8 protein-coding genes and 1 pseudogene are annotated in these 14,198 nt (G+C 56.4%); 2 read left to right on the top strand and 7 right to left on the bottom strand.

Annotation, left to right across the window (positions count from 1 at the left end):
• The first annotated feature begins 14 nt into the window (after positions 1 to 14).
• Positions 15 to 5,882, top strand: coding sequence for a hotdog fold thioesterase (locus CX651_RS03335; protein WP_268249204.1), 5,868 nt, complete (start codon positions 15 to 17; stop codon positions 5,880 to 5,882).
• Between the two features lie 226 nt (positions 5,883 to 6,108).
• Positions 6,109 to 7,539: pseudogene (locus tag CX651_RS03330) on the top strand (PfaD family polyunsaturated fatty acid/polyketide biosynthesis protein); the annotation flags it as partial.
• A 140-nt stretch (positions 7,540 to 7,679) separates the two neighbouring features.
• On the opposite strand, the gene acpS reads toward CX651_RS03330, so the two are convergent.
• From acpS to lepA, 7 genes are all read right to left on the bottom strand, one after another.
• Positions 7,680 to 8,060, bottom strand: coding sequence for a holo-ACP synthase (gene acpS, locus CX651_RS03325; protein ID WP_101053503.1), 381 nt, complete (start codon positions 8,058 to 8,060; stop codon positions 7,680 to 7,682).
• Positions 8,060 to 8,797 carry a pyridoxine 5'-phosphate synthase gene (gene pdxJ, locus CX651_RS03320; protein WP_101053501.1) on the bottom strand — a complete coding sequence of 246 codons (738 nt, stop codon included), beginning with the start codon at positions 8,795 to 8,797 and terminating at the stop codon, positions 8,060 to 8,062. Before pdxJ ends, acpS begins: the two co-directional genes overlap by 1 nt.
• A 112-nt stretch (positions 8,798 to 8,909) precedes the next feature.
• Positions 8,910 to 9,635, bottom strand: a complete 726-nt coding sequence (gene recO / locus CX651_RS03315) for a DNA repair protein RecO (RefSeq protein WP_101053499.1) — start codon at positions 9,633 to 9,635, stop codon at positions 8,910 to 8,912.
• An 8-nt stretch (positions 9,636 to 9,643) separates the two neighbouring features.
• Complete coding sequence (era, locus tag CX651_RS03310) at positions 9,644 to 10,633, bottom strand: GTPase Era (protein ID WP_101053497.1); 990 nt, start codon at positions 10,631 to 10,633, stop codon at positions 9,644 to 9,646.
• Entirely contained in the window at positions 10,630 to 11,313 is a 684-nt protein-coding gene (gene rnc, locus CX651_RS03305) for a ribonuclease III (RefSeq protein ID WP_101053495.1), read from the bottom strand. The genes era and rnc overlap by 4 nt, the downstream gene beginning before the upstream one ends.
• Positions 11,310 to 12,224 (bottom strand): signal peptidase I, encoded by a 915-nt coding sequence (gene lepB / locus CX651_RS03300; protein WP_025887849.1) that lies wholly within the window; start codon positions 12,222 to 12,224, stop codon positions 11,310 to 11,312. Before lepB ends, rnc begins: the two co-directional genes overlap by 4 nt.
• 169 nt (positions 12,225 to 12,393) lie before the next feature.
• A complete protein-coding gene (gene lepA, locus CX651_RS03295) occupies positions 12,394 to 14,184 on the bottom strand; it encodes a translation elongation factor 4 (RefSeq protein ID WP_101053493.1) in 1,791 nt (596 codons plus the stop codon).
• Positions 14,185 to 14,198: the final 14 nt, after the last annotated feature.

Raw genomic sequence — 14,198 nt, 5'->3', positions numbered from 1 at the left:
AAAGTGAGAACAGAGTGACAAGTAAACAAGCCGAGCCCATTGCCATAGTTGGCATGGCCGCCCGCTTCCCGGGCTGTGAGGATCTGGACGCCTTCTGGCAACTGCTCAGCGAAGGCCGGGATGCCATCAGCTCCCTGAATGACAGCCAATTGGGCGCCAGTGTCAGCGATTATCAAGGCGCAAAAGGCCAGAGCGACCGTTTCTATTGTGATAAGGGCGGTTATATTCGCCAGCTAAACTTCTCGCCCGAGGGCTATGCCAGATCAGCGGATGAAATGGCAACGGGTGCCCAAATCTGGGATCAGCACCTGTTGTGGGCTCTCGATTGCGCCCGCAAGGCCCTGCAAAGCGCCGGGCTAACCCCTGCACAAAACGCTTCCGACTTAGCGCGCTGCGGCGCCGTGATAGGCACGCTTTCGTTCCCTACCCGAGCTTCCAACAAGGCCTTTTTGCCGCTGTATCATCACAGTGTCGATACGGCGCTGCGACGCCGTTTCCCCGGCATGCCGCCATTGGCGTCAGCCATAGATGCGGAAACGGCGGCAGATGCAAGCATTCGCCATTGGGATACGGATATCGCCGCCCAGGGCTCTGAACTGCTGTGCGATTGCCTGGGCCTTGGCGGCCCAAGCCTAAGCCTGGATGCCGCCTGCGCCAGCTCAGTCTATGCATTGCGCCTGGCCTGCGACTATCTCAGTAACCACAGCGCCGATGTGATGTTGGCCGGTGCCGTCAGCGGTGCCGATCCCTTCTTTATCCATATGGGCTTTTCCATTTTCCAGGCCTTCCCCGAGTCGGGCCAAAGCGCCCCGCTGGATAACCATTCCGGCGGCCTGTTTGCCGGTGAAGGCTGCGGCGTATTGGTGCTCAAGCGCCTGAGCGATGCCCAAAGGGATGGCGATACCATTCACGGCATAATCAGAGGCACAGGGCTTTCCAACGATGGTCGCGGCCAGTTTGTCTTAAGCCCCGCCAGCAAGGGCCAGGTACTGGCGTTTGAACGGGCATCCGAGGCGGCAAATATCGCGCCATCCCAGGTGGAGGTGATTGAGTGCCACGCCACGGGCACGCCTCTGGGTGACAAGGTGGAACTCAGCTCCATGGAGCAGTTTTTCGGCCCACGCCTGGAAGGCAGCGCCGCGCCTAAAATCGGCTCGGTCAAGTCCAACCTCAGCCACTTGCTGACCGCTGCCGGTATGGCAGGCATCATCAAGTTGCTGCTGTCGATGAAACACAAGCTGTTACCTGCCTCGGTGAGAATATCGGCGCCGCTGAGCTCGCCCAACGGCGTGTTTGGCGAGCACAATATAATGCGCAGCGCCATCCCCTGGCCGACCAAAGCGGACAATACAGGCCCGGTTGCCGGGGTGTCTGTGTTCGGATTCGGAGGCTGTAACGCCCACTTGCTGCTCACAGGACCCGATGCTGCCAAAGAGCTCATTCCGGCCAAACCTTCGCCGGGAGCGGCTGCACACCAAGGCGCTGACGGCCTGGCGATTGAGGGCGCCGCCGCGCATTTCGGCGCCGCCGACTCACTCGAGGTGCTTGCCAAGCTGATAGCCAAAGGGCAAACGGCCACCAGAGCCCTGCCACCCAAACGCTGGAAAGGCCTGGAGCGAAACCGCTCCTTGCTCTCCAGCATGGGGCTTGAACAGGCTCCCAATGGCGGCTACATAGACAAGTTTGAACTGGATTTTCTCAAATTCCGCCTGCCGCCCCATCCGGGAGATAGACTGGTGGCGCAGCAATTACTGCTGCTCAAGGTGGCCGATGATGCGATTCGCGATGCCAATCTGCCCATGGGTGGCCGGGTGGCTGTATTGGTCGCCATGGAAACCGAGCTTGAGCTGCATCAGTTCCGCGGCCGAGTTAATCTGCACAGCCAGATTAGCCAGAGCCTTAACGATGCCGGCATCAACTTAAGCCAAGATGAGTATCTCGAACTCGAGCGTTTGGCGATGGACAGCGTACTGCCCAGCGCCAGCCTCAATCAATACACCAGCTATATAGGCAACATCATGGCCTCCCGGGTCGCCTCCCAATGGGATTTCAACGGCCCGGCTTTCAGTATTTCGGCCGCCGAGCTGTCGGTCCCCCGGGCGTTGGAAGTCGCCGCCAATCTCTGCCGCACCGAGGCGTTGGACGCCGTAGTAGTGGCCGCTGTGGATCTCGCCGGCAGCGCCGAGCGGGTATTGCACTCGGGCAAGCGCCTGCAGCAACTTGGACTGTTACCGGGTGAAGGCGCCGGTGCCTTGGTGCTGACGCCGTCAGTTGCGCATCAAAGCGGCCGCTACGGCGCCCTGACAGAGCTGAGTTTCAAGCCGTTTTCATCAGTGGAATTAACAGCTAAAGAGCCTCTCTCTACGGCAGACTCAAGGGAGCAAGCATTTTGCCGGGACGCACAGCCTGAGGTAGATGAACACAGCCCCAGCTTCAAGGCCTTTCGTCGTCTCGCGGCCACCAGCCACAGCGCCGTCTCGCGTATGGGGCACAGCTTTGCCGCCGCCGGGATGGCCAGTTTGCTGCACTCGCTGCTGCGCCTGACCCAGGATAGGGATAAAGATTTCCACACCCTGCTGATAGATGGCGAGCGCCGCTGCGCCGCGGTTACTTTGCAACAGTCGGCGGAGCAAAAGGCGCGTCTGCAACAGGCGCTCCGCACGCAGAATAAAAAGAACCGTCAAGAGAATAGTCAAGGGGCCAGTGAAAAGCCCAGTCAAAAGATAGCCGGCGCAAATGTCCGCCAGCTGTGGCAAACCATCACCCTTGGCGGTGACGCCATAGAGCAGCATATCGCCACCGCCGAGCTTAAACACGAGACCGGCATTCGCCAAAAGCTTGCCCAGGCAAAGAACACTCAAGCCCAGGCAGCGCCTGCAATGCACACCAGCAGCCAACAAGTTAACAGTGAACTGACTAAGGAGCTCACTCCGGTGAACAATCAGCACGCCCCATCAGCTCTCAGACAATCCATGCCCGGCGATAAAATTGCGGCCGCTCCCCATAAAGCCGCTACCGAAGCGCACCTGCAGGCACTGGCAGATAATCAACGGCTGGCACGTGAAGCGCACCTGGCCTTCCTCAAGAGCCGTGAAACCGGACTGGCACTGGCCAGCGCCCTCTTGGGCGCCGGGACTGCGGCCGAAAACCGCTTAAGCGCTGAAAATATCGGTTCAGAAGACAAGCACTCGGCAGATCAGAGCTCCGCCTCAGTAGCGCCTTTACCAGCGCGCACGCCCAAGGACTCGGTTCAAACGGCTGCAGAAGCTGTTGCCAAAACCATTCCCCCCAAAGCGACATCCCAAGTGCCCAAGGACAAACCCTGCATCTGGAATTATCAGGATCTGGTGCAATACGCCGAGGGCGACATAGCGCCGGTATTCGGCCCTGAGTATGCCGTGATCGACAGCTACCGCCGCCGGGTGCGACTGCCCACCACAGATTACCTGCTGGTCTCCAGGGTGACTAAACTCAATGCCCGTCTTGGCGAATACAAGCCGAGCACCATGACCACAGAGTATGATATTCCCGTGGACGCCCCCTATCTGGTCGATGGCCAGATCCCCTGGGCGGTGGCCGTGGAGTCGGGCCAGTGTGACTTGATGCTGATAAGCTATCTCGGCATAGATCTGGAGAACAAGGGCGAGCGGGTCTACCGTTTGCTCGACTGTACCCTCACCTTCCTCGGCGATCTGCCCCGTGGCGGTGATACCCTGAGATACGACATCTCCATCAATCACTTTGCCCGCAACGGCGATACCCTGCTGTTTTTCTTCTCCTACGAGTGTTTTGTCGGCGAACGTCTGATCCTCAAGATGGACAACGGCTGCGCCGGTTTCTTCACCGATGCCGAGCTGGCCGATGGCAAGGGAGTCATCCGCACCGAAGAGGAGATCAAGGCCCGCAACCTGGCGATGGCGAACAAGCGCCAATTCCAGCCCTTGATCCACTGTAAACAACAGATATTTGATTACCAGCGAATGAGGCAACTGCTGAGCGGCGATATCGGCGCCTGCTTTGGCCCATCTCATGACTTGGGTTACCGCCAAGCCTCGCTGTGTTTTGCCTCGGAAAAGTTCCTGATGATCGAAGAGGTCAGCAGAGTCGAACCAAGCGGCGGCGCCTGGGGCCTGGGTCTGGTTGAAGGGCACAAGCAACTGGAGCCGGATCACTGGTATTTCCCCTGTCATTTCAAGGACGATCAGGTGATGGCCGGTTCCTTGATGGCCGAGGGCTGCGGTCAGTTGCTGCAGTTCTATATGCTCTATCTTGGCCTGCACAAACACACCCGCAATGGCCGTTTCCAACCACTGGAAAGTGCGCCGCAGAAGGTACGTTGCCGCGGACAGGTACAGCCGCAATCCAATCGTCTCACCTATCGGATGGAAGTCACCGAAATAGGACTGACCCCCAGCCCCTGGGCCAAGGCCAATATTGAGATCTTGCTCGACGGCAAGGCGGTGGTGGACTTCCAGAATCTTGGCGTCATGCTCAAAGAAGATGAAGATTGCCACAGGTACGCCGATGACAGTGCTGTGAGTGACCAGGAGAACAGCGGAAAGCCGCAACACCCTGCCGTCTCGGCAAGTGATGCTAACGAGGCGCTGAACGCCGGGCGCCAGGCATCCATCAATGCTCCCTTGATGAGCCATGAAAGCTGCCCGGACTCTCAGCCCATTCCCAGCGTGCTCCCGGTCAGGCATGTTCCGGCACCTGTAACGCCGGACTACCCGAATCGCAGACCCGATACTGCGCCCTTTACTCCCTGGCATATGTTTGAATTTGCCACCGGCGATATTGAGAACTGCTTCGGCCCCGACTTTGCCGCCTACCGCGGACTTATCCCACCGCGCACCCCCTGCGGCGATCTGCAGCTCACCACAAGGGTGACACAGGTGATTGGCAAGCGTGGCGACTTCAAGTCTCCGGCCTCCTGTATCGGCGAATATGAAGTGCCACCTAAGGCTTGGTACTTCAGTGAAAACAGCCACCCGGCGCATATGCCCTACTCGATTTTGATGGAGATAGCGCTGCAGCCCAATGGTTTTATTTCCGGCTATATGGGCACCACCCTGGGCTATGGCGACACAGAGCTTTTCTTCCGTAACCTCGACGGTAAAGGCACACTGCTGCGCCGGCTTGACCTGCGTGGCAAGACCATCAGCAACGACTCACGTCTGCTGAGCACTGTCAAGGCGGGCACCAACATCATCCAGAGCTTCAGCTTTGTGCTCAGCGCCGATGGTGAACCCTTCTATGAAGGCGAAGCAGTATTTGGTTACTTCAAGGCCGAGGCGCTGAAAAACCAGTTGGGGCTGGATAACGGCAAGGTGACCGAGCCCTGGGATAAACAGCAAGGGCTTGAGGCCGATGTGAGCTATGATCTTCGCGCCGCCGATTGCGCTCTCTATCATGGCTCTTGGGATCAAAAACACCTGCGCCTGCCGGGCGGTCGACTCAACTTTGTCGATTCTATCCGCATCTGCCGCCAAGGCGGCCATTCCGGCTTAGGCTACATCTATGGCGAGCGCAAAATCGATGCCGCTGACTGGTTCTTCCGCTTCCATTTCCATCAGGACCCTGTAATGCCAGGCTCGCTCGGAGTGGAAGCCATGCTGGAACTCCTGAGTGCCTTTGCCCTGGACGCCGGGCTTGGGAGCCAATTCAGTAACCCTAGATTCGCCCATTGCCTGAGTCAGGTGCAGTGGAAATACCGCGGTCAGATCAATCCCCTGAACCGGCAGATGTCGCTGGAGCTGCATATCACAGCCATAGACGATACGCCGGACAGAGTCACACTGACAGCCGATGCCTGGCTCGCCAAAGATGGCCTGCGAATTTATGAAATAACAGATCTGGCTCTGGCCATTGAAGAAGCCTGAGCCCTCAGGCAAAAACAACCGAACAGATAATGAGAGCAACAAGATGACAAGCTTCAATTGGCCCTGGGCCCTGAACCCAAATAGTGATGATGTCTTTGCGGCCACAGATAACTGTGCCAGCAACGCAATCAAGGCGCTGAATAAGCCGCTGTTTGTCGCCAGACAAACCAAGGGTGAAATCCTGTTTGCCAATCAGGCGCAGCTTGCCGAGACGAGTGCTAGCGGCAATACACTGCCGGTTTGCGCCATGGTGCCGCCACTCAGCGCAGCAGCGCTCGGCGATCCGGCCTTTGCCGCCTGCCACAAAGTCAAGTACGCCTATTATGCCGGTGCCATGGCCAACGGTATCGCCTCCGAAGAGCTGGTGATTGCCCTCGGCAAGGCCGGCATACTCTGCTCATTCGGCGCCGCCGGTCTGGTGCCCGCCCGAGTGGAAGCCGCCATCGGCCGAATTCAGGCGGCGCTGCCAAGCGGCCCCTACGCCTTTAACCTGATCCACAGCCCCAGCGAACCGGCACTCGAACAAGGTGCGGTCGAGCTCTACCTCAAACACCGGGTGCGTACGGTCGAAGCCTCGGCCTTCCTGGCGCTGACCCCTCACATAGTAAGATATCGGGTGGCCGGACTGAGCAGGGACAGTGACGGCAACACCCTAATCGCCAACAAGGTGATAGCCAAGGTGAGCCGCACCGAAGTTGCCGCCCACTTTATGGCGCCGCCGCCGGAGAAAATCCTCCAGCAACTGCTGAGTCAGGGATGGATCACTGAACTGCAGGCCGAACTTGCCAGGCAGGTGCCCATGGCCGACGACATTACCGCCGAGGCCGACTCCGGCGGCCATACCGACAATCGTCCTCTGGTTACCCTGCTGCCCACCATTATCGCCTTGCGGGATCAAATGCAGGAAAAATACGCCTACCAAGAACCTATCCGGGTTGGAGCGGGTGGCGGCATAGGCACGCCGGATGCGGCTTTGGCGGCCTTCAATATGGGCGCCGCCTTTATCGTTACCGGCTCTATCAATCAGGCCTGTATCGAAGCCGGCGCCAGCGAGCACAGCCGTAAGCTATTGGCGACCGTGGAAATGGCCGATGTCACCATGGCGCCGGCCGCGGATATGTTTGAGATGGGCGTCAAGCTGCAAGTGGTAAAACGCGGCACCCTATTCCCCATGCGAGCCAATAAGCTTTACGAAATCTACAGCCGCTACGACTCGATAGAGGCCATTCCGGCCGATGAGCGCCAAAAACTGGAAACTCAGGTGTTTCGCGCCAATCTGGATGAAATCTGGCAAGGCACGGTTGCCCACTTTATGGCGCGGGATCCCGAACAAATTCGCCGCGCAGAGGGCAATCCAAAGCGCAAGATGGCGCTCATTTTCCGCTGGTATCTGGGGCTATCGAGCCGCTGGTCCAATACAGGGGAAAGCGGTCGGGAGATGGATTACCAGATCTGGGCCGGGCCGGCACTGGGCGCCTTCAACGCCTGGGCCAAGGATAGCTATCTGGATGATTACCGTCAGCGCCGCGCCGTGGACTTGGCACTGCAACTGCTCGTAGGCGCCGCCTATCAAAACCGGGTCAACCAGCTGCGAAGCCAGGGCATAGCCCTGCCATCCAGCCTGAGCCATTATCGGCCGCTGAAATCGCTGGACTGATAATAAGCCAATCTTGATGCAAAAAGGCCAGAGGCAGGTTAACAACCTACCTCTGGCCTCAGTTACCATCAATTGAGCGAGTATGCAGTTAGCATGAATTGTTCGACTTATCAAACTGAGCTTACTGTTCCGACTGAAGCTCAGTCGCTCAGAACAACCGTCGCCACCGCATAGTGACGTTCATCGGCAATGGACAGTAGTGCCCGCTTGGCGCCCAGTGTTTCCAGGCGTTGGCACGCGCCATCACTGAATTCAAGCAAGGGCGCACCATCGGCATTGTTGCTGATATGAATATGCTGAAACGAGACTCCGCGGCCGATTCCGGTTCCCAGCGCCTTGGCAGCCGCTTCCTTGGCCGCAAAGCGCTTGGCCAGAAATCGCGCCGGTTCGCTCAGCGTCTGAAAGCGGACATATTCGGCCTCGGTCAGCACCCGTTTGGCCAGCCTATCTCCGCCCCGCTCCAACTGAGCCTCAATGCGGGCGATTTCCACTATGTCGGTTCCCAGTCCCAGCACAGCCATTACTCGCCTCTGCGACCTTCCAACATGAGTTGCTTCATATCTCTGACCGCCTTGTCCAGGCCGTCTATCGCCGCCCTGGCTATGATGGCGTGGCCGATATTCAGCTCATGCAGCTCGGGGATGGCCGCTATCGGCTTCACATTGTGATAGTGCAGCCCGTGCCCTGCGTTGACCACCAGGCCCTTGCCATGAGCATAGGTCGCCATTTCCGTGATACGGGCTAACTCCTCGCTCTCCTCTTCGGCGCTGTGGGCGTCGGCGTAGCGGCCGGTATGAATTTCTATCACGGGCGCCCCCACGGCTACGGCGGCATCTATCTGCTCGCGGTTGGCATCGATAAAGAGTGATACTTTAATGCCCTGCTCGGTCAGACGTTTGACCGCCGCGGCAATTTTCGGCTGCTGACCGGCAACGTCCAAGCCGCCCTCTGTAGTAAGCTCCTCGCGTTTTTCCGGCACCAGACAAACATAGGCAGGCTTAACCTCACAGGCGATATCCAGCATCTCTTCGGTGACCGCCATCTCCAGATTCATCCGGGTCTTGAGCGTCTTGGCCAGCAGATAGACATCGCGATCCACTATGTGGCGTCTGTCTTCACGCAGATGGATAGTGATCCCTTCGGCGCCGGCGTGCTCGGCCACGGCCGCTGCATGCACAGGATCCGGGTAATGGGTGCCACGCACCTGTCGCAAGGTGGCGATATGATCTATGTTCACCCCTAACAAGATTCGATTCATCTTTAACTCCTTGATAATTCCTGTAATGCACCAGCCTGTTCGGCGGTATAAAAGCAGTTTCTATTCTCTGCCCATTGTAACGGCAGCATTTGAAAAAAGCGGGCTGAAGAGCTCATTTCTCCCCTCGGCTGGGCGGCTGTGGCTCCCTTGGCAAATTTCCCCCCCGGCGGGCAAACAACTGCCTGCTGAGCAGTGGCTTATCGCCGAGCAGAGGCCGGAGCAATTGCCGGGTCAAGACTTTGGCGGCTTGCCAATCCTCTTGCTGAAGGCGATTTTCAGCCAATGCCAACAGAGTGCTTCCCGGTAGCGCCTCTTGCCGCCTTGCATCACCAATAAAGGGGGTGAACCCCTGTTCGGGAATGAATCTGTAGCAGCCATCGGCTTGGATATCGGCGCCATCAGCATCCTTCACCAATGAGGGCATGCAGCCAAGCTCGGATAAGAGTTTGAGCTCGAAATAGCGCAGTGTTGTCTGCTCAAAGCCCTTGGCCAGCGCCAGCAGGCTCTGATGATAACTGAAAAACAGCGCTTCGCCACTCTGGTGGTTGCCCAGTACCCGCACCAAGAGTTCATTGAGGTACATGGCCGCATATAAAGCGTCCCCGGTCAGGGGCACTGCCGGGGACGCACTTTCAATTTGAGTCAGGGTTCTGAGGTCGCTGCGGCCACTCAGTTGGAACAGCAACGGCTGAAACGGCTGCACTATGCTCTTTATCGAGCGTTTGCCACTGCCGACTCTGGCAACGGCGTCGACCCGACCAAGGCCATCCACCAGCAGGTTCAACAACATGCTGGATTCCCGATAGGGCCGGGCGTGCAGCACATAGCCTCGCAGCATAGTCGGCCTCAGTCTTCGCCGTAACCCAGGCTGCGAAGGGCACGTTCATCATCGGCCCAACCCGACTTCACCTTGACCCAGACTTCCAGGAACACTTTGTTATCAAATAACTGCTCCATGTCCTTGCGGGCCTCAGTGGCGATAGTGCGGATCCGCTCGCCCTTCTTGCCGATCACCATGCGTTTCTGGCCGTCGCGTTCAACCAGAATAAGCGCATTGATCTGATAGACGCCATTCTCCATCATCTTGAACTGCTCGATTTCCACCGTGGCATCATAAGGCAGTTCATCACCGAGAAAACGCATCAGTTTTTCACGGACGATTTCAGAAGCCATAAAGCGTTGTGAACGGTCGGTAATATAATCTTCCGGGAAATAGTGCACGCTCTCGGGCAGTGACTCTTTCGCCAGCGACATCAAGCGGCCAACGTTGGTACCCGACTTGGCAGAGATAGGCACAATTTCATCGAAGGCATACTTCTGTCCCAGGGCTTCCAGGTGCGGAAACAGCGTCTCTTTATCCTTGATATAGTCGACCTTGTTCACCGCCAGCACTGTCTTGCGCTCATTGCCGCCATGACGCAGCTTATTGAGCACCATTTCGTCATCGGCGGTCCAGTTGAGACCATCGACCACAAAGATCACCATGCAGACATCGGCCAGCGAACTGGCGGCGGCGCGGTTCATCAAACGGTTGATGGCGCGCTTTTCCTCTATGTGCAATCCGGGGGTGTCGATAAAGACTATCTGTGATGGGCCTTCGGTGTGGATCCCCATGATCCTGTGGCGGGTGGTTTGCGGCTTACGGGAGGTGATACTCACCTTTTGGCCGAGCAAACGGTTGAGCAAGGTGGACTTGCCGACATTGGGGCGACCGACTATGGCCACCATACCGCAGTAGGTAACATCATAGGCGGGTGTCGGTGACGGTTGGCTCATATTGGCCAACAATTCATCCAGGCTCGGCTCCTGGGCCGGTACCTCTGGGGTCTTACTCATTTTTTCAGTAGCTCCAATATCCCAGCAGCGGCTTGCTGCTCGGCTTTTCTGCGTGAACTGCCGGTGCCGGATACGGCTTGATCCAGCTCTTCGATACGGCATTCGACGGTAAAGGTCTGATCGTGCGCCTCGCCGGAAACCGCCACCACTGTATACTCAGGCAGAGGTTTCTTATAGCCCTGCAGGTACTCCTGCAGCTGGGTCTTGGCATCTTTTTGACTGACCCCGGGCTGAATCGCCTTCAGTCGCTGCTGGTACCAGCCCAAGAGCAATGGTCGACAGGTTTCCAGATCCGAGTCCAGGTAGATGGCACCTATGATGGCCTCCACCGCATCGGCGAGAATGGATTCGCGGCGAAAACCACCGCTCTTGAGCTCGCCCGGGCCCAGAGTCAGATAATCACCCAGCTTAAACTCTTTGGCAATTATCGCCAGGGTATCACCCCGCACCAAGGTCGCACGCATCCGGCTGAGATCGCCTTCGGTCGCCCTGGGGAACTGATGATACAAGGCATCGGAAATCACTATCGACAGGATAGAGTCTCCGAGAAACTCCAACCGCTCGTTATGCTTGTTGGCCGCACTTCTGTGAGTCATGGCCTGCTCCAGCAGTGCCATGTTATTGAATTCATACCCCAGAGTACGACACAGACGGGCAAAATTCTTCACAGGTTCTCTCACTTCAAACCACCTACACGTTCAAAACGCACACCGCTTGGCACCCAAGTAGGTAACCAATCCTGAGGCTGGCGCTCAAACTCAAAACTTATCCAAATTGCCACAGCCTTACCTACCAGATTCGCTTCGGGTACAAAGCCCCAGAAACGGCTGTCGGTACTGTTGTCGCGGTTATCGCCCATGGCAAAGTAGTGACCTTCAGGTACGACAAACTCGCCTTGAGCAAAGCCTGGCTCACGGTAATAGAAAGCCGATGGCTCAGGACGGGCCGGGTTGATCAGAATATCGTGAGTCACCTCACCCAGTTGCTCGCGAAAACGCAGCAGATCCACGCCATCATCCTGAAACTCGCCTTTATTGACCGGTGCTCTCAATACCAGTTTAGGTCCTGGACAAGGTTGTTGCTCTTTACAGGCTTCCTGAATATAGAGCTCCTTGTTGCGATAGATGATCTTATCACCTGGCAAACCGATAACCCGCTTGATGTAATCGACTCGCTCATCTTTAGGGTATTTAAATACTATGATGTCGCCGCGCTCCGGCTCGCCGGTTTCCACCAGCTTGCTACGCCATACAGGATCTTTCAGGCCATAGCTGAATTTTTCCACCAGAATGAAGTCACCCACCAGCAGGGTTGGCATCATGGAGCCGGAAGGGATCTGAAACGGTTCATACAAAAAAGATCTCAGGATTAGCACAAAGGCTATCACAGGGAAAATGGACTTGGAGGTTTCCACATAACCTGGCTCCTGGATGATTTTTTCAGTGACTTCATCGGTCAAGGTGCCATTTTGCGCTTGGGCCAAAGCCAGTTTAGCCTGACGCTTGGGGGCCAACACAAAGGCATCGAGCGCCCAGATAAGGCCACTGACCAAGGTCACCAGCACCAGAATAATGGAAAAATAGGCTGCCATTGGTTAATTAACTCCTGCCTTGTATTAAATTGGAATAAGTCTTGTCAGCTTTAGTTAGTTTACCCATATTTGCCGTTCCAGGGACAGGTCTCCCCTTAAACTAACTAAAGCGCCGCAAAATGCGGCGCAAATGAGATGTAGCTATCCTGGACGCCACGGCGCCACAGGATCACTCGTTCAGTTTCAATACCGCCAGGAAGGCTTCCTGTGGAACTTCCACGTTACCGAGCTGCTTCATCCGTTTCTTACCTTCTTTCTGCTTCTGCAGCAGTTTCTTCTTCCGGGAAACGTCACCACCGTAACATTTGGCGGTTACGTCTTTACGCAGTGCTTTCACGGTCGAACGGGCCACAATCTGACTGCCCACTGCGGCTTGGATTGCAATATCAAACATCTGCCGCGGGATCAGCTCTTTCATCTTCTCCACCAGGGCGATACCACGGTGGCGTATGTTGCCCCTGTGGATGATCATCGCCAGTGCATCGACTCTGTCGCCGTTGATCAACACATCCAAACGCACCATGTCGGCTGCCTGGAAGTAGACAAAGTTATACTCGAGCGAAGCATAGCCACGACTGGTGGACTTAAGCCTGTCGAAGAAGTCCATCACAACTTCAGCCGCCGGAATATGATAGGTCAGTGCCACCTGGTTGCCGTGGTAAACCATATTCTTCTGTACACCGCGTTTTTCAACACACAGAGTGATCACGTTGCCCAGGTAATCCTTGGGCACCAGAATATTGGCTTCGACGATAGGCTCGCGCATCTCTTCGATATAGTTGAGTGCCGGCAACTCGGATGGGTTATCCACATAGACAACATCGCCATTGGTCAGTTCAACTTCATACTCTACAGTCGGTGCCGTGGTGATCAGATCCAGGTTATATTCCCGCTCCAATCGCTCCTGGATGATCTCCATATGCAGAAGTCCCAGATAACCAATACGGAAACCAAATCCCAGAGCAGTGGAGTTTTCCGGCTCAAACTGCAGTGAAGCATCGTTCAAGCTCAGTTTATTCAACGCATCACGGAAGTTTTCATAGTCGTCGGTAGAGATGGGGAACACACCAGCGTATACCTGAGGCTTCACTTTCTTGAAGCCCGGCAGCGGTTTTTCCGCGCCGTGTTTGGCATGGGTCAGGGTATCCCCCACGGGGGCCCCGTGGATCTCCTTGATACCGGCAATAACAAAGCCTACTTCACCGGTTCTCAGTTCAGTTTTTTCTTTCTGCTTGGGAGTGAAGATCCCCACCTTGTCGGCGTTGTAAGTCTGGCCTGTGCTCATGACCTTGAACTTATCGCCCTTCTTGAGTACACCGTTCTTGATTCGAACCAGGGACACAACCCCTTGGTAGCTGTCGAACCAAGAGTCAACAATCAGTGCCTGCAGCGGCCCTTCCGGGTCACCTTCCGGTGGTGGGATTTGTGCCACTATGGTTTCCAGCACTTCGTCTATGCCGATACCTGTCTTGGCAGAGCAGCGCACTGCATCTTTGGCTTCAATGCCAACTATATCTTCAATCTCGGCCGCCACCCGCTCGGGTTCAGCCTGTGGCAGGTCAATCTTGTTGAGTACAGGAACAACGTCCAGATCCATTTCCAGCGCGGTATAACAATTCGCCAGTGTCTGGGCCTCAACCCCTTGACCGGCATCAACTACCAGCAAAGCTCCTTCACAAGCCGCCAGCGAGCGGGAAACTTCATAGGAGAAGTCAACATGCCCTGGGGTATCGATGAAGTTCAACTGATAGACTTCACCGTCTTTGGCCTTATAGTCGAGTGTCACGCTCTGGGCCTTGATGGTGATACCGCGTTCGCGCTCCAGATCCATTGAATCCAGCACCTGAGCAGCCATTTCACGGTCGGTTAAGCCGCCACAAACCTGGATCAGGCGATCTGAGAGGGTAGATTTGCCATGGTCGATATGGGCAATAATCGAAAAGTTTCTAATATGTTTCATTATGCTGCAATGAC

This window comes from Shewanella chilikensis (assembly GCF_002836945.1).
GTDB lineage: Bacteria > Pseudomonadota > Gammaproteobacteria > Enterobacterales > Shewanellaceae > Shewanella > Shewanella chilikensis.
This window is presented reverse-complemented; position numbering and strand designations above follow the sequence as displayed.